5 protein-coding genes (1 of these 5 running past the window's edge) are annotated in these 18,228 nt (G+C 67.2%); 2 read left to right on the top strand and 3 right to left on the bottom strand.

Features of this window, described 5'->3' with window-relative positions:
* Both AAHS21_RS08315 and AAHS21_RS08320 read right to left on the bottom strand, forming a co-directional pair.
* Window positions 1-15,123 carry the 5' end (the start) of a non-ribosomal peptide synthase/polyketide synthase gene (locus AAHS21_RS08315; protein WP_342927214.1) on the bottom strand. Its footprint begins 16,044 nt before the window's first position, so 15,123 of the gene's 31,167 nt are visible here — the first part of the coding sequence; it begins with the start codon at window positions 15,121-15,123; its stop codon lies off the left edge, out of view.
* Window positions 15,124-15,622: 499 nt separating this feature from the next.
* A complete protein-coding gene (locus AAHS21_RS08320) occupies window positions 15,623-16,384 on the bottom strand; it encodes an Rv3717 family N-acetylmuramoyl-L-alanine amidase (protein WP_243394203.1) in 762 nt (253 codons plus the stop codon).
* Between the two features lie 98 nt (window positions 16,385-16,482).
* On the opposite strand from AAHS21_RS08320, the gene AAHS21_RS08325 reads away from it, so the two are divergent.
* Window positions 16,483-16,833 carry a YbaB/EbfC family nucleoid-associated protein gene (locus AAHS21_RS08325; protein ID WP_096290456.1) on the top strand — a complete coding sequence of 117 codons (351 nt, stop codon included), beginning with the start codon at window positions 16,483-16,485 and terminating at the stop codon, window positions 16,831-16,833.
* 8 nt (window positions 16,834-16,841) lie between these two features.
* Complete coding sequence (recR, locus tag AAHS21_RS08330) at window positions 16,842-17,453, top strand: recombination mediator RecR (protein ID WP_342927215.1); 612 nt, start codon at window positions 16,842-16,844, stop codon at window positions 17,451-17,453.
* A 5-nt stretch (window positions 17,454-17,458) separates the two neighbouring features.
* On the opposite strand, the gene AAHS21_RS08335 is transcribed toward recR, so the two are convergent.
* Window positions 17,459-18,130 (bottom strand): C39 family peptidase, encoded by a 672-nt coding sequence (locus tag AAHS21_RS08335; RefSeq protein WP_342927216.1) that lies wholly within the window; start codon window positions 18,128-18,130, stop codon window positions 17,459-17,461.
* Between the last annotated feature and the right edge of the window lie 98 nt (window positions 18,131-18,228).

The raw sequence follows: 18,228 nt of genomic DNA on the forward strand, positions 1-18,228 counted from the left end.
CAACTCGCTGAGGCGGTCGACTTGCTCGCCGCCGAGCACCGACGGCGCCCATGTCCACCTCGCCTGCAGGCGTGGACCGGTGTCGGTATCGACGGTGACGGCGTTGAGTTCTACGCTGTGTCCCAACGGCATTGGGATCGCCGAGGCGGTGGTCGCCACCGCTGCGCCGTCCCGGCTGACCCGCCACAGATCGTCGGACAGCTCGGTGGCGCCAGCGCCGAGTCGTCCGAGGTAGTTGAACGCGATCACAGGGTCGGCCCCGGTCAGCTCGGCGGCAGGATTGAGATAGCGCAGCAGCCCGTAGCTGAGCGGATCGGGCAGCGCCCGCAGTTGTTCCTTGGTGTCCTTGACCGCCGCACCCAGCGTGGAGTCACCGGCGAGTAGCTGCGCCCAAACCAGATCGCCGATGCGCAGCGCCACCGGGTATTTCGTGGTGAACCATCCCACTGTGCGGGACAAGTCGACACCGGGGGCCAATTCGTCGTGGCGGCCGTGGCCTTCGACATCGATACCGATTACCGCGGGGGTGCCCAAGAATTCCGACCAGGCCAAGCCGAACGCGATCAGCAGAATGTCCTGTACGCCTGCGTGAAACGCCGCCGGGACCTCGGTGAGCAGCATGCGGGTCGTCTCGGCATCGAGTTCGGCCGACAACTGTCCCGCGCTGGCGTAGGTGTCCAGCTCGGGCCGAGGTGCCGGCAATGCGTTCGGCACGGCCGCGACCTGCCGCCACGCGTCAGCGTGTCGAAGCACCGCCGCGGAGTGAGCGTGCTCATCGAGCAGCGAAGCCCATCGGGCGAACGAGGTCCGCGGCGCGGGCAGTGCTACCGGCTGCCCGCTGCGGTGCTGGGCCCACGCGATATTGAGGTCCTCCAACAGGATTCGCCACGACACCCCGTCGACGACCAGATGGTGCGCGATCAGTACCAACTGGGACGTCGAGGTAATCCACAGCGCGCTCACCATCGTCGCGCTGCCCGGATCCAATCGTGCCCGCGCCCCCACCAGCACCTGATCGGAGAGCGCTTCCACCGATTGCAGACAGCTCCGCGCATCGACCGCCCCGGCCTCGCGCACCTGCAACGACCATGCATCGTCGACCCGCAGCCGCAGCATCGCGTGCCGGTTCAGCAGGGCTTGCAACACCGTTGCCACGTCGTTCTCGGTCACGCCGGCAGGTGCCTGCACGACGACCGTCTGGTTGAACTGCTCGACCGGGCCGTCGACATCGCGCAGCCATCGCATGATCGGGGTGGCCACCACTGGTCCGATGCCCTCATCGTCGCCGGCAGCGTCATCGTCGACCACGCTGGCCACCCGGGCCAGCCGAGCCACGGTCTGCTCAACGAAAATGTCACGCGGACGGCACAACACACCGGCCGCGCGCGATCGGGCAACCACTTGCATCGACAAGATGCTGTCGCCGCCCAGGTCGAAGAACGAGTCATCGATGCCGACGCGTTCGAGGCCGAGGACTTGGGCGTAGATACCGGCCAGGATTTCTTCGATAGCGTCGGTGGGGGCGCGATAGTGACCGGCGTCCTCGTAATCGGGTGCGGGCAGCGCGCGGGTGTCGAGTTTCCCGTTGACGGTCAGCGGCAGTGCGTCCAGCACGACGATCGCCGACGGGACCATGTAGGCCGGAAGCTGCTCGGCCAGTGCGGCGCGCAGCCCGGCCGGGTCGGCCGTGCCCGTGACATAGGCGACGAGCCGGGTGGCGGTGCGCTCGTCGCGGGTGACGACGACGGCCTGATCGACGCCGCCAAGGCCGGCGAGGGCGGTTTGGATCTCGCCGAGTTCGATTCGGTAGCCACGAATTTTGACCTGCTCGTCGGCGCGACCGAGGTAGTCGAGTTGCCCGTCAGCGCGCCAGCGCACCAGGTCGCCGGTGCGGTACATCCGGGTGCCGGGCTCGCCGTACGGGCAGGCGATGAATCGCGCGGCCGTCAACTCGGGCCGGCCGAGGTATCCGCACGCCACCCCGGTGCCGGCGACGTACAGCTCGCCGACCACTCCGGCCGGTACCGGGCGCAACCAGGGGTCCAATACGAACAGCGCCGCGGTGGCCACGGGCACGCCGATGGGTGCGGCGCCCGATCCTGGCGCCAGCGGGTTGCTCATCGAGGCGTAGACGGTGGCTTCGGTGGGGCCGTATGCGTTGATCACCATGCGCCCGGCGGCCCACTGATCCACCACCTCGGCCGGGCAGGCCTCCCCACCGAGGAGCAGCGACACGGAGTCCAGCCCGTCCGGGGTTAATGCCGCTGCGGCGGAGGGGGTTTGGGTGAGCACATTGACATGCTCGGCGACCAGCAAAGCGTGGAAGTCGTGCGGCGAGGCCGTCACTTCTTCGGGGACGACGACCAATCGGCCGCCGCCGAGTAGGGCGGCCCAGATTTCCCAGACCGAGAAGTCGAATCCGTAGGAGTGGCATTGTGTCCATACCTGCGTCACCGGCAGCTGGCTGGGCGTGGACACCGCCAGGTGGGCGAGGTTGCGGTGGCTGACCGCAACGCCTTTGGGTACGCCGGTGGTGCCCGACGTGTAGATCAGGTACGCGATATCGTCAGGCGACGGCGCCGGCAGCGCAATCGCCGGCTGGGACACCACGGCCGGATCATCGATGTCGATCACCGCGAGGTCGTAATCGCTCAGCCGCGGCCGCAGCACCGCGGTGGTGATGGCGGCGACCGGGGCGGCGTCGGTGAGCATGAACCCGATTCGCGCGTCGGGGTGGGCCGGATCCATCGGCAGATACGCTGCCCCCGTCTTCAGTACCGCCAGCATCGCGACAATAGCGTCGGCAGACCGCGAAAACAGCAGCGCCACAATCGTTCCCGGCCCTGCGCCCCGGGTGGCCAGTAGATGCGCTAGCCGGTTGGCGGATGCATCGAGCTCGCGATAGCTCAGTGACCTGCCCGCGTAGGTAATGGCTACCGCGTCCGGGGTGCGCTGCGCGTGCTCGCCGAAGAATTCCGGCACCGACACCGCCACCGGCGCGGGCAGCGCCAACATCGTGCGGTTACCCAAGATATCGAGTCTGGCATGCTCGTCGGTGCCCAGTAGCTGGATCGACGAGAGGCGTTGCGCGGCATCGGCTGTCATCGCCGTTAACACTCGTCGCAGCCGCTCGGCCAATTCCTCGATGCTGTCGGCGTCGAATACATCGGTGCGATATTCAACCGTGCCCGAAATCCCGGCCGGCTCACCGGCCGCGGTGAAGAGTTCGGTCAAGGAGAACGACAGGTCCATGCGTGCGGTGTGGGTGCCGATCGGGAGCGCCGTGGCCTTCACATCGCCCAGTTGCAGCTCGGCGGGCTGGGCGTTCTGCCAGCCCAGCATTACCTGGATCAGCGGGTGATGTGCCAGGCTTCGGGTCGGGTTCAACCGTTCGACCAGAACCTCGAAGGGCACGTCCTGGTGTTCGTAGGCGGCCAGGCTGCGCTGGCGCACCTGCGCCAGCAGCTCGGCGACGGTGGGATCGCCGGTCACGTCGACGCGCAGCACCAGGGTGTTGACGAAGAAGCCCACCAGCTCGTCCAGTGCTGGGTCGTGTCGCCCGGCGATCGGGAAGCCCACGGCCACATCCGAACTCGCGCTGACCGCCGACAGCAGCACCGCCAACGCCGCCTGGGCCACCATAAAGCTCGTCGCGTTGTGTTCGCGGGCCACCTCGTGTACCCGCCGCTGCAACTCGACCGGCCACTGCAACGCCACCGTGGCCCCGCGCTGATCAGCGACCGACGGGTAAGGCCGGTCGGTGGGTAGGGCAATGCGCTCGGGCATCCCAGCCAGTGCGTCGCGCCAGAACGCCAACTGGGTGGCGATCGGGCTGTCGGGATCGGCCAGATCGCCGAACCGCGTGTGCTGCCATATTGCGTAATCGGCGTACTGGACTGGTAATTCGGCCCACGCGGGTGCTTGCTCTCGGCATCGTGCCGCATACGCCTGGCCCAGATCGCGCACCAGCGGAGCGATCGACCACCCATCGGCGGCGATGTGGTGCACGACACCCACCAGCACGTGCTCGTGATCGCTGCGCCTGAACAGGGTTGCCCGAAGGGGGGGTTCGGCAGACAGGTCGAACCGGTGACCCACCGTGGCGTCGATGGCTTCGTCGAAAAGAGTCGCGGACCATCGGGTGGAATCGACGAAGCGCCAGCCGAATCCGGCCCGGTCTGGTTCCAGCACGACCTGCCGCGGGATGCCGTCCGGTGCCGAAAAAACCGTTCGCAGACTTTCATGGCGCGCCACCACGTCACCCAGTGCCGCAGCCAGCGCATCGACATCGAGGCTCCCGGACAGCCGCAACGCCACCGCCATGTTGTACACGGCGGACGGTCCCTGCAGCTGATCCAGGAACCACAACCGAGATTGGGCGTACGACAGCGGCACCACGGGGGGTCGCTCGGAAGCGATCAGCGGCTCACGGTGGCTCGCCGCCGCGCCGAGATGAAGTGCCAACTGGGCAACAGTGGGTGCGTCGAAAAGCCTGCTTACCTTGAGGTCTGCGTCCAGAACTGCATTGATCGCGGCGATCACCCGCATCGCCGACAGCGAATCTCCGCCGAGATCGAAGAAGGAATCGTCGACTCCGACCCGCTCCACATTCAGCACTTGGGCGTAGACCCCGGCCAGGATCTCCTCGACGGCGCTGGCCGGCGCCCGGTACCGATCGGCATCGCGGTAGTCCGGTGCCGGCAAGGCCCGAGTGTCGAGCTTGCCGTTGACCGTCATCGGCAACGCGTCGACCTTCAGTACCGCCGACGGCACCATGTAGGCCGGAAGCAACTCGGAGAGCTCGGCGCGGACCAGGGCCGGGTCGGCGGTCCCGGTGATGTAGCCGACGAGGCGCTTGGTGGCGAGGCGGTCCTCGCGGGCGATCACCGCGGCCTGTTCCACTCCGTCCAAACTGGTCAGGGCCGCGCGTATTTCGCCGAGTTCGATGCGGTAGCCACGGATCTTCACCTGCTCGTCGGCGCGTCCGACATACTGCAACTGCCCGTCGGGGCCCCACCGCACCAGGTCGCCGGTGCGATACATCCTTTGTCCAGGGGCGCCGGGCGCCGCGAACGGACACGCCATGAAGCGCGATGCGGTCAACCCGCCGCGGCGCCAATACCCGTATCCCACCCCGCGCCCGGCCAGGTACAACTCGCCGACCACGCCGACTGGCACCGGGCGCAACCAGCCATCGAGCACGAAGAACGCCGCGCCCGCTGTCGGCGAACCAATCGGCACCACCGCGGATTTCGCGACGAGGGGCGCACTCTTGGACAGCCACATCGTCGTCTCGGTAGGCCCATAGACGTTGACCATCGTCCGCCCGGGCGCCCATCGATCCACCACCTCAGGCGGGCAGGGTTCGGCGCCGATCACCAGTGCCGCCGATTCCAAACCGTCAATGGAAAGGGCGGCCACCGCGGACGGGGTTTGGGTGAGAACCGTGACGCGTTCGTTGACGAGGAGGTCGTGGAAGTCGTCGGGTGAGCGGGTCATCGGCTCGGGCACCACCACCAGCCGTCCACCGTGCAGCAGCGCGCCCCAGATTTCCCACACCGAGAAGTCGAACGCGTACGAGTGGAACTGCGTCCACACCTGCTCCGCGGTCAGTTCCAGCCCGGCCTCCAGGGAGTTGAAGAGCTGGGTGACGTTGGCGTGGTTGACCGCAACGCCTTTGGGCGCCCCGGTAGTGCCGGAGGTGTAGATGATGTGGGCGACATCGTCGGGCTGCGGCATCGGTAGCGCGGTGGCGGGTTGAGCGTTGAGCGCGGGATCTCGGATATCGATGGTCGTCAGGTCGTACCCATCGACTCGCGCGCGCAGCTCGGTGGTGGTGAGTGCGGCGATCGGCGCCGCATCGGTCACCATGAATTCGATCCGTGCCGCGGGGTGCGCCGGGTCGATCGGCAGGTATGCCGCCCCGGATTTCAACACCGCCAAGATCGCCACGATAGCCTCGGCCGAGCGCGAAAACAGCAGTGCCACACACTGTCCGGCGGCCGCCCCGTGCAAGGTCAGCAGGTGTGCCACCCGGTTTGACTCTTCGTCGAGCTCGCGGTAGGTGATCGAGCGGCCATCGAACGTGATCGCGATCGCGTCGGGGGTGCGTGTGGCCTGGGCGGCGAACAAGGCGGGCACGGACGTCCCGGTTGTCGGCCGAGCCAGCACCGCTCGGTTCCCGATCTCATCGAGGCGGTGGTGTTCGTTGGCGTCGAGCAGGTCCATCAACGACAGCCTGCCGGTGGGATCGGTGGTGATGGCCACCAGCACCCGCTGCAACTGCCGGATCAGGGTGTGGACGCTGTCCGCGGTGAAGACGTCGGTGTCGTACTCGATCCGCAGGCCGAGTTCGTCGCCGGGCATTGCTTGCAAAGTCATTGGGTAATGGTTGTTTTCGCGAGCGGTGTACCCGGTGACGGCCAGGCCGTTGACGCCGAACAATGTGGGATCAACGGGGTAGTTCTCGTAGACGAACAGGGTGTCGAACAGCTGGTCGTGGCCGGCGGCACGGTGAATCTCCGGCAGCGCCAGGTGCTGGTGTTCGAGGGTGTGGTTGTTGGCGCGATGCAGTTGGTCGAGCAGGTCGCAGGTGGTGGTGGCCGTGGTGATCGTGGCGCGCACCGGCACGGTGTTGATCAGCAGGCCGACCATCGAATCGGAGCCGGCCAGCTCGGGCGGGCGGCCCGAGACAGCGGTGCCGAAAGCGACGTCGCGCTGGCCGGTCAGCCACATCAACAGCTGTGCCCAGCCGGCCTGCAGAACGGTGTTGACTGTGGTGTGATTCTGCCGTGCCAGCTCGGTCACGGCCTGTGTCGTATCGGCGGGCACTCGCGACGTCACCACCGCTCGCCGCCCGAGCCCAACGCGTCCCGGCGGGGCCACCAGGGTGGGAACCTCGAAGCCGGCGAACATTTGCCGCCAGGCCGTCTCGGCGCTGCCGCGGTCCTGGTCGGCCAGCCAGGACACGAACCGGCGGTACGGCGCGGGTGCCGGGAGTCGCTGGCCGTAATAGGTAGTGAAGATCTCCTGCAACAGGATTGGCAGTGACCAGCCATCGAGCACGATGTGGTGGTTCGTCAACACCAACCGGTGCAGGTCGCTGCCGATGCGGATCAGCGCGACCCGGAACGCGGGCGGCTCGGTCAGGTCGACGACCGCCGTGCGTTCGGCAGCGCACAGCCGCGCGAGGTGCTCCTCGGTATCGACGGCCCCGTCGAGTTCCAGGTATTGCCAAGCAGATTCGGGATCGGCCGGAATGACCTGGATCGGGTCGTCGAACTCCGGACAGAACCGGGCGGCCAGGTTGGGATGGCGGCCGACCACCGTGTCGACCGCGGCGCGCAACCGGTCGGGTTCTAGCGGGCCGCTGATCGTGATATCCAGCTGGACCGCGTACAGCTCGCCCAAATCGCTTGTGCCATGGGTGTTGGCGTGGAACAGCAGGCCCTGTTGCAGCGGCGTGAGCGGCAAGATGTCGGCGATGTCGTCGCGCCGGCACAGCTCGTCGATCTGGTGCTGGCGCAGCCGCGCCGGGGCGATATCCGACGGAGTAAGACCGCCACCCCCGGCGCGGACATGAGCGCAGATCCCGGTCAGGGCGTCGAACCACATTTGGTTGAGCCGGCCGACTTGCTCACTGGTGAGCGCTGAGGCGGCCCAGGTCCAGGTCGCGTGCAAGCGTGGTCCGATGTCGGTGTCGAGGGTGCCGGCATTGAGTTCCACGGTGTGCGCCAACGGCATTGGGATCGCCGAGGCCACGGCCGCAACCGTCACACCGTCCTCGCCGATCAGCCACAGATCGTCGGAGAACTCGACGGCGCCGGCGCCCAGGCGTCCGAAGTAGTTGAAGCCGATCAACGGGTCGGCCGAGTCCAGATCCACTTCGGGGTTCAGGTAGCGCAGCAACCCGTAGGTCAGGCCGTCGGGCAGTGCGCGCAGTTGCTCCTTGGCGTTCTTGATTACCGCGCCCAGCGCGGGCGCACCGGCGAGCACCTGTGCCCAGGACAAGCCACCGCCATCCAGGGCTACCGGATACTTGGTGGTGAACCAGCCGACCGTCCGTGACAAGTCCATGTCGCCGGCCAGTTCACCGTGGCGCCCATGACCTTCCACATCGATGCCGATCGGGCCGGCGCCCAGAAACTCCATGCAGGCCAAGCCGAACGCGATTAGCAGAATGTCTTGCACGCCGGCGTGAAACGCCGCGGGCACTTCGCCCAACAACATCCGGGTGGTGTCGACGTCGAGATCCACCGACAACCGTCCCGCACTGGCGTAGGTGTCCAGCTCGGGCCGGGGTGCGGGCAGTGCGGACGGGACCGCGGCTATCTGCCGCCACACCTGCGTCTGTGCGACGACTTCGGGATCGCGGGCGTGCTGCTCGAGCCACGACGCCCAGCGGGCGAACGACGTTCCCGGTGCCGGCAACGCCACCTCTCGATCGGCGCAATGCTGTGACCAGGCAAGGTTGATGTCTTCCAACAAGATTCGCCATGACACCCCATCGACGGCCAGATGGTGAATGATCAGCACCAGCTCACCGATCGGCGCCACCCACAGTGCGCTCAGCATCTTTCCGGTGACCGGATCCAGCCGGGCCCGCGCTTGGACCAGTACCTCATCGGTTAGCTCTTCGACGACGCGCAGGCACCCTTGCGCGTCCACCGAGCCGGGCTCGGGCACCCACAGTGACCAGCCGCCGGCGAAGTCGTCGTCGACGCGCAGCCGCAGCATCGCGTGCCGGTCGAGCAGCGCCTGCAACACCACCACCACGTCGGCTTCGGTCACCGCGACGGGGGCCTGAATGGCGACGGTCTGGTTGAACTCCTCGACGCGACCCGCGACGCCCTCCAGCCAGCGGATGATCGGGGTGGCCGGCACCTCGCCCACGCCTTCATCGACGACTCCGGCGTCATCCGTTGCGACACTGGCTACTCGGGCCAGCCGGGCCACGGTCTGCTCGACGAAAATGTCCCGAGGGCGGCACACCACCCCGGCCGCGCGAGCCCGCGACACCACCTGCATCGACAGGATGCTGTCCCCGCCCAGGTCGAAGAACGACTCATCGACCCCGACGCGCTTGCATCCCAGCACCTGCGCGTAGATCCCGGCCAGGATCTCCTCGACGGCATCGGTCGGGGCGCGGTAATGATCGGCATCGTGATACTCGGGTGCGGGTAAGGCGCGGGTATCGAGTTTGCCGTTGACCGTCATCGGCAACGCGTCGAGCACCACCACCGCCGACGGAACCATATACGGGGGGAGGCCGTCGGCAAGCGCGGCGCGGGCGTGGTTGGGCTCGGCGGTTCCGGTGATGTAGCCGACGAGGCGTTTGACGCCGGGCCGGTCTTCGCGGGCGACGACGGCCGCCTGCTCCACGCCTTCCAAACGTGCTAGGGCCGCGCGTATTTCGCCGAGCTCGATGCGATAGCCGCGAATCTTGACCTGTTCGTCGGCGCGGCCCAGGTAGTCGAGTTGCCCGTCGGGACGCCACCGCACCAGGTCGCCGGTGCGGTACATCCGGGCACCGGGTTGCGCGAACGGACAGGCCATGAAACGCGACGCGGTCAGCCCGCCCCGGCGCCAATACCCGCATCCGACCCCGCGGCCGGCCAGATACAACTCACCTACCACGCCGACGGGCACTGGGCGCAACCACTCGTCGAGCACGAAGAATGCGGCCCCCGATACCGGCGAGCCGATCGGCGGAACGCCCGAACCCGTTGCCAGCGGCGCACTCTTGGCCGCCCACATCGTCGTCTCAGTCGGGCCGTAGACGTTGATCATCAGTCGGCCGCGCGCCCACCGATCCACCAGTTCCGCCGGACAGGGTTCGGCGCCGATGACCAGCACGGTCGATTCCAGCCCCTGCGGGGAGAGCATCCCGACCGCGGACGGGGTCTGAGTGAGAACCGTGACATGTTCGGCGACCAGCAGGGCGTGGAAGTCTTCCGGTGAGCCGGCCACGGCTTCGTGCACCACCACCAACCGGCCGCCGTGTAGCAGCGCGCCCCAGATCTCCCACACCGAGAAGTCGAAGGCGTACGAATGACATTGCGTCCACACTTGCCCTGGTGACAGTTCCAGGCCGGTGTCGAGTGAGTCGAAGAGTTGAGTGACGTTGTGCTGAGTGACCGCAACGCCTTTGGGCATGCCGGTGGTACCCGAGGTGTAGATGATGTGAGCAATGTCGTCTGGGGACGGCCCGGGTGGCGCAGTCGCGGGTTGGGTGTCGATGCGTGGGTCGTCCACGTCGATGATCCGCAGCTCGCATTTCTGCAGCCGCGGCCGCAACTCGGCGGTGGTGAGCGCGGCGATCGGCGCGGCGTCGGCCACCATGAACGCGATTCGCGCCGATGGGTGGCCGGGATCTATCGGTAGGTAGGCCGCGCCGGACTTGAGTACCGCCAGGATCGCGATGATCGCTTCGGCGGATCGCGAAAATAGCAGTGCCACAGACTGTCCCGGTGCGGCGCCTTCGGCGCGCAGTAGGTGTGCCAACCGGTTGGCGGCCGCGTCGACCTCGAGATAGGTCATCGACCGGCCCTCGAAGGTTACGGCTACCGCCTCCGGGGCGCGGGCCACCTGCGCGGCCCACAGCGCCGGAACTGTGGTCGGGGTCTGCGACCGAGCCAGTGCGGCGCGATTGCCGAACGCGTCGAGCTGGTTGCGTTCGGCGGAATTCAACAGCTGGATCGATGAGAGCCGTTGGGTGGCATCGGTTGTCATGGCGAGCAGCACGCGATGCAATCGCCCGACCAACGCCTCGATGCTGTCCGGGTCGAACACGTCGGTGCGATACTCCACCGTCCCGCCGATGCCGGCCAGTTCACCGGACGCGGTGAAGCGCTCGGTCAGAGTGAAGGCCAAATCCGCTCGTGCGGTGTGGGTGTCGATTGGCACGGGGATGGCTCGCACATCACCCAAGGCCAGTTCGGCCGGCTCCGTGTTCTGCCAGCCCAGCATCACCTGCACCAGCGGGTGGTGTGCCAAACTGCGGGTCGGGTTCATTCGCTCGACCAGAACCTCGAACGGCACGTCTTGGTGTTCGTAGGCGGCCAGGCTGCGCCGCCGTACCTGAGCCAACAACTCCGCGACGGTGGGATCACCGGTCACATCGACCCGCAGTACCAAGGTGTTGACGAAGAAGCCCACCAGCTCGTCGAGCGCGGGGTCACGGCGCCCTGCGATCGGGAAGCCCACGGCCACATCGGAACTCGCACTGATCGCCGACAGCAGCACCGCCAGCGCGGCCTGGACCACCATGAAGCTGGTGGCGTTGTGTTCACGGGCCACCTCGCGGACCCGCTGCTGCAATTCGGCCGGCCACTGCACGGCGACACTGGCTCCGTGCTGATCGGCCACCGGCGGGTAGGGACGGTCGGTGGGAAGGGGCAGGACCTCCGGCATTCCGGCCAGTGTGTCTTCCCAATAGGATAGTTGCGAGGCGATCGGGCTGTCGGCGTCGGCCAGGTCACCGAATTGCTCGTGCTGCCAGAGCGTGTAATCGGCGTACTGCACTGGCAATTCGGCCCAGTCCGGTACGCGTCCCAGCCGCCGAGCGGCATACGCCTGCGCCAGATCGCGCATCAGTGGCGCGATCGACCAGCCGTCGGCGGCAATGTGGTGCAGCACGCCGACCAGCAGATGATCGTCATCGCCGCAGCGGAAAAGCGTGGATCGTAACGGGATCTCGCTGGTCAGGTCGAAGGTGTGGCGGGCCGCCGCATCGACTGCTTCGGTGAGGCGCTGTGCCGGCCAGCCGTTGGAATCCACGATCTGCCAACCGAACTCGGCACCGTCGGCGGCCAACACCAGTTGCCGCGGGGTGTCATCGGTCGCAGGGAACACCGTACGCAGGGTCTCGTGCCGGCCGATCACATCGGCCATCGCGGCGCCCAGCGCGTCGACGTCGAGGCTGCCCGACAGCCGCAACGCGACCGCGATGTTGTACATCGGCGATGGACCTTGCAGCTGGTCAAGGAACCACAGCCGCGATTGGGCGAACGACAACGGAACCACCGCCGGGCGCTGGCCGGCCGTCAACGGCGTCAGCCGCCCCTGTCCGGTGTCGATGCGGGGTACCAGCTGCGCGATCGTCGGGGCTTCGAACAATGCCCGCACCGAAAGCCCGGCGTCCAGGGCGGTGTTGATCGCGGCGATCACCCGCATCGCCGAAAGTGAGTCCCCACCCAGATCGAAGAAGGACTCCTCGATGCCGACCCGCTCCACTCTCAGCACCTGGGCATAGATACCGGCCACGATCTCCTCGACCGCGGTGGCCGGTGCGAGGTAGTTCTCGACGTCGCGGTAGTCCGGTGCCGGCAGCGCGCGGGTGTCGAGCTTGCCGTTGACCGTCAAGGGCAAGGCGTCGATCGCCAGGACCGCGGCGGGCACCATGTACGCGGGCAACCGCTCGGCCAGCGCGCTGCGCAGCTCGGCCGGGTCGGCGGTGCCGGTGACATAACCCACCAAGCGCTTCTCGCCGGGGCGATCCTCGCGGGAGATCACCGCGGCCTGCTCGACCCCGTCGAAACCTGCCAGCGCGGCGCGGATTTCGCCGAGCTCGATGCGGTAGCCGCGAATCTTGACCTGCTCGTCGGCGCGCCCGACATAGTCCAGCTGTCCGTCGGCGCCCCAGCGCACCAGGTCTCCGGTGCGATACATGCGGGCGCCGGGTCCGCCAAAGGGACAGGCCACGAACCGCGCTGCCGTCAACGGGGCCCGCGCCACGTAGCCGTATCCGACGCCGCTGCCGGCGACGTACAGCTCGCCGACCACCCCGGCGGGCACCGGGCGCAGCCAGTCGTCGAGCACAAACAGTGCCGACGTGGAGACCGGCGCACCGATCGGTACCGCATTCCCCGCCCTCAGGGGCGCGCTCATCGCCGCATAGATCGTGGTTTCGGTGGGGCCGTAGGCGTTGATCATCACGCGCCCAGGCGCCCACCGGTCGACCACCTCGGGTGGGCACGCCTCGCCGCCGATCAGCAGCGCCACCGATCCCAGACCTTCCGGCGACAGCGCCGCGACCGACGACGGTGTCTGCGTCAGTACGCTGACCCCCTCGGCGAGCAGCAGGGCGCCGAAGTCGTCGGCCGAAGCGGTCACCAACTCGGGGACCACCACCAGCCGGCCGCCGTGCAGTAGCGCAGCCCAGATCTCCCACACCGAGAAGTCGAAGGCGTAGGAGTGGCATTGGGTCCACACCAGTCCGGGGCGCAATCCGGCGCTCAGCGAGTCGAGCTGCGCGGTGACGTTGTGGTGGGTGATGGCCACGCCCTTGGGGACACCGGTGGTGCCGGAGGTGTAGATGATGTGCGCGATGTCATCTGGTGACGGATCGGGCGGCGCGGTGGCGGGTTGGGCGTCGACCGCCGGGTCGTGGATATCGATGGTCGCCAGGCCGTAACAGTCCAGCCGGCCCGCGAGCGCGGTGGTGGTCAGTGCGACCACCGGCGCGGCGTCGGCGAGCATGAACTCGATCCGCGTCGCGGGGTGAGCCGGGTCGATCGGCAGGTACGCGGCTCCGGTCTTGAGCACCGCCAAGATCGCGACGATGGCGTCGGCCGAGCGCGAAAAGAGCAGCGCCACAGACTGTCCCGGCCCCGCGCCCCGCTCCGCGAGCAGGTGGGCCACCCGGTTGGCGTTCTCGTCGAGTTTGCGGTAGGTCAGCGAACGGCCCTCGAAGGTGACCGCAGCCGCGTCGGGGGTGCGCGTGACTTGTGCTGCCAACAATTCCGGAATCGACGCCGCGGTCGCGGGCCGGGTCAACACCTCCCGGTTGCCCAACCGGTCCACGCCGGTGTGTTCGTCGTCGTCCAGCAGATCGATCGAGGGGAGCTCGCACTCGGGTGCCGACGCCATGGCGCTCAGCACGCGCTGCAACCGCTGTGTCAGTTCCGCGACGTCGAAGTTCGAATATGGTTGCCCGGCACCGGCAGTGGTGACGAACTGCTCGTCGCCGGCACCGACGAAGAACAGCCCGAAGTGATTTATCGGTCCAAAGCTGGTGTACGTCGCGGTGGCCGGAACTCCGGCGAAGTTCAGGGTGATCCTGGACGGGATGAAATTGAGGACCACTCGATTCGCCGTCTGGCCGGCGCCGCGAAGGCCCCCCTCATCCCCCAGCTCCTGCACCGGAAAACGCTGATGCCGCAAAGCTTCTCGTGTTCGTTGATCGACGTGTTTGCAGAAATCGGCAACCGTCGATCCCGGTGACGTCGTGAGCACCAGGGGCACCACACCGGCGACCATTGCGGGAAGGGTCTTCGACTCCGGGTGCACCCGCCTGCTGACCGGGAAGTCGAGCACGACCTCCGAACCGCCGGTGCACCCGCGCACCACCAGCGCACACGCCGCCGTCAGGATCGAGGATCGACGTACGCCCAGCGTTTTGGACAGCTGTTTGATCTGGCCGACGACGGACGGATCCAGTTGAACCGGCTCGGTCGGCTGATTCGGATCCGGCCGCGCGGTAGCTTGCGGCAATCGATAGTCCGGACCGTTGTGCGTCGGCCCGTTGGCGGTCCAGTAGGCCTGGTCTTCCAGGTATTCCGCGGACGCCTCGTACTCCAGCTCGCCGCGAACGAGGTCCTGCAATGAGCCGAAGAACGCCGGCGAGCTCACCGTGCCGGACGCAAGTGCGGTGTAGATAGCCGCAATCCGGCGGCCGATGAGCCCAATGCCCAATCCGTCGAGGACTATGTGATGGCAGCAGGCGGACCAATAGTATTCGTCGGATTTCGTGCGGAATAACGCGAATTTGAGTAGCCGGCCATCCAGCGGCATCGGTGTGCGCTGGATCGACGACGCAATCTCGCGGGCTTCGGCCACGGGATCGCTCGAACCGCGGAGATCGTGGAAGTCCAGCTCGAAATCCGGGTAATCGACTGCCTTTTGGAAAACCTGACCGTCGACTTCGAAGAATGCCGCGCGGCACGGCTCGGCCTCGTGCAGCGTTTTGCTGATTGCTTGATGCAGCAAATCAGGCTCGACCGTGCCCTCGATTTTGATGAATAGACCGAGCTGCCAGTCGGTGCCGGCGCGTCCCGTTTCCTGAGCGAGCCAGATATCCAATTGTCGGCGCGTCAGCGGGAGGGCGCGGGCGTCAAATTCCATCCGACCGCCCCTACCCGAAAGGCTTACGCAATAAAGGCCTTATCCGGTTCCGGGTGCCGCAGATGCCATGGCCGTGGATCGGTGCGATAGCGGGGGACGCAGCCGGAAACCACCGCGACGGCCGCCCTGTGGTGAACCGCTTATCCACAGGCGGCGACGTCCGCGGAAGCCCACCCCGGGCGGTGCGGATGGTCGTCGCTGACCTGGACGAATATGTCGCCGACGGTTTGTTGCTCACCGATTCTCCCCACACGTCTAATCGACATGAGTGGAACAAACCCTAATGGACCAAAACGGGCTCCGACAGGGGTTTCGGCAAAGTTCTTGATGTTAGCGATGTGTTAGCCGCGAGTTTTAGCGCAGCGGACCACACCGCGAAACCGCTAGGGCCGCAAGCGATCTGGTTTCCTGACTGCCCCAGATCAGAGGCCCGCAAACTGTGGTCAACGCTACCGGGTGGACGGCATCGCCGCTACCCGAAATCGCGGAATCGCCGCGGTCAGCGCGCCTGGCCCTGGGTGGCCAGGAAGCCCGCCACGCCACGCACGAGTGCGTCGGCGTACTTCTGCCGGCCATCCGGGGACTCCATCAGCGCCGAATCCACCGGGTTCTTCATGTTGCCGCATTCGACCAGGATCGCGGGATATTGCGCCAGGTTGAGGCCGGTCAGGTCGGACCGTCCGTACAGCCCGCCCTGGCCGATGTAGGTGGACGGCGGAATACCGGCGGCCTGCATCTGGTCGCGCATGATCCGCGCGTACTGCACCGACGGTCCGGCCTGCACCTGGTTGAGCGGCGGGGCCGAATAGTTGACATGGAATCCGCGCCCGGACGGTGGACCGCCGTCGGCGTGGATGCTCAGGATCGCGTTGGGCCGCAACGAGTTGGCCACGTTTGCGCGCTCGTCGATACACGGTCCGAGGGCGTTGTCGTTGCCACGGGACAGGGCGGTCCTGACACCGAGTGCTGTCAGTGCGGCGCGAACCCGCAGCGCGGTGTCCCAGGTGAAGGTGTGTTCCTGGTAACCGCTGTTGGTCGCGGTGCCGCTGGTCTGGCAATCCTTGGTGCCGCCACGGCCGGTGGTGACCTGCCGGCCGATGGACGCGTCGTTGGCGCCGTTGTGGCCGGGATCGATGAAAACGACCATCCCGGCGATGTTGGATGGGGTCGCGGTCGCGGTCGGCACGATCAGGGTCGATGCGGCGACCAGCATGCTGATCGCCGTCTTGATGCCGACACGCCTGCTCACTCGTTGGTCCACGGCGCAAAGGTAACGTCGCGCGGTCTACGCTGGGTGTTTCGAATCGCCCGACATCCACAGGCGAAACCAACTCGAGACCAAGATGCGAAGGGATTGTCATGCAACCCGGAGGCGATATGTCGGCGCTGCTCGCTCAGGCGCAGCAGATGCAACAAAAGCTAATGGAAGCTCAGCAACTGCTCGCGAACGCCGAGATCCGCGGTCAGGCGGGCGGCGGGCTGGTCGAGGCAATCGTCAAAGGCAGTGGTGAAGTCGTCGCGGTCAAGATCGATCCCTCGGTCGTCGACCCCTCGGACGTCGAGACGTTGCAGGACTTGATCGTCGGCGCCATGGTGGACGCCTCCAAGCAGGTCACCAAGATGGCGCAGGAGCAGCTGGGATCGCTGACCGCCGGCCTGAGCGCGCCGCCGGCGCCGCCGGCCCCACCGACTCAGATACCGGGGCTCTGACCTTCTAGATGTTCGAGGGACCGGTCCAGGACCTGATCGACGAACTCGGCAAGCTGCCGGGTATCGGGCCAAAGAGCGCGCAGCGCATCGCCTTTCACTTGTTGTCGGTCGAGCCGCCGGAGATCGACCGGCTCACCACCGTGCTGGCGAAGGTCCGCGACGGCGTCCGCTTCTGCGCGGTCTGCGGCAACGTGTCCGATGACGAGCGCTGCCGGATCTGCGGCGATCCGCGCCGGGACGGTTCGCTGGTGTGTGTCGTCGAGGAGCCCAAGGACGTCCAGGCCGTCGAGCGCACGCGCGAATTCCGCGGTCGCTACCACGTACTGGGCGGCGCGCTGGATCCGCTGTCCGGCGTGGGCCCCGATCAGTTGCGGATCCGCGAGCTGCTCAGCCGCATCGGCGAGCGGGTTGACGGTGTGGACATCACCGAGGTGATCATCGCGACCGATCCCAACACCGAGGGGGAGGCGACGGCCACCTACCTGGTCCGGGTGTTGCGCGACATTCCGGGCCTGACGGTCACGCGGATCGCGTCCGGGCTGCCGATGGGCGGTGACTTGGAGTTCGCGGACGAGTTGACGCTGGGCCGCGCGCTCACCGGCCGCCGGTCCATGGTCTGAGCTCGCTACTTGGTCACCACGGCGAAGTTGTCGCTGGCGGCCCACGCTTCTTCGAACGTCGCGATCGAGACCTGCTCGTCACGGCCCGCGCGGGCGCCGCTGTCGTTGAGGTGCACCACACCGGCGTCGTAGTCGATCCCGATGACGACCACGAAGTGGTTTTCCTTGGTGCGGTTGCCGGGCCTGTTCCAGATCACGTTGTCGTTGACCCCGACGATGATCTTGCGGCCGTGATCGAGATCGATCGCCAGCGCTTCGGTGTCGGGGTGGACGGCGTTGGCGTGGACGGCGTAGTGCTCCAGTAGCGGGACCAGGTCGCGGTTGCTGGTTCGGCCGCCCGGGTGGTAGATCGGCCCGGGGTGGGCCACGCTCGGGATGTTCTCCGCCGCGACGGTGATCTCGTCCTCGCTGGGCTCGTGGCCGCTGACCTGGCCGATCACGTCGGCGACCGCCATCTCGCCGCAGTCGAGGTCCTGTTGCTGGTAGCGCCAGTAGGGCGCGGCGGCGGCCGGGTCGCCGTGCATACCGGCGACGAGATGAGGGGCGGGAATGCTCGGGGCGGCGTGCGCGCCGGCGATTCCGGCGGCCCAGCCGGCGGCGGCCGCGGCCATCAACGCCGCAAGGGCGGCGAAGCGTGGCTTGGTCACGGCGGCCATGGCATCCGGGGTGCTGGTCATGGGGACCCTTTCTCGGGCCGCCGCGGGGCGCGTCGGCGTAGCGGAAGGGTGGGGTAATGCCCTATAAGGAAGCTTGTCGCCCAGGTAGGGCGGGTCTG

The organism is Mycobacterium sp. 050272 (assembly GCF_039023525.1).
Taxonomy (GTDB): domain Bacteria; phylum Actinomycetota; class Actinomycetes; order Mycobacteriales; family Mycobacteriaceae; genus Mycobacterium.

Coding starts and splice junctions, on each gene's coding strand:
- recR (WP_342927215.1), top strand. CDS start 16,842: ATGTTCGAGGGACCGGTCCAGGACCTGATCGACGAACTCGGCAAGCTG.
- AAHS21_RS08325 (WP_096290456.1), top strand. CDS start 16,483: ATGCAACCCGGAGGCGATATGTCGGCGCTGCTCGCTCAGGCGCAGCAG.
- AAHS21_RS08335 (WP_342927216.1), bottom strand. CDS start 18,130: ATGACCAGCACCCCGGATGCCATGGCCGCCGTGACCAAGCCACGCTTC.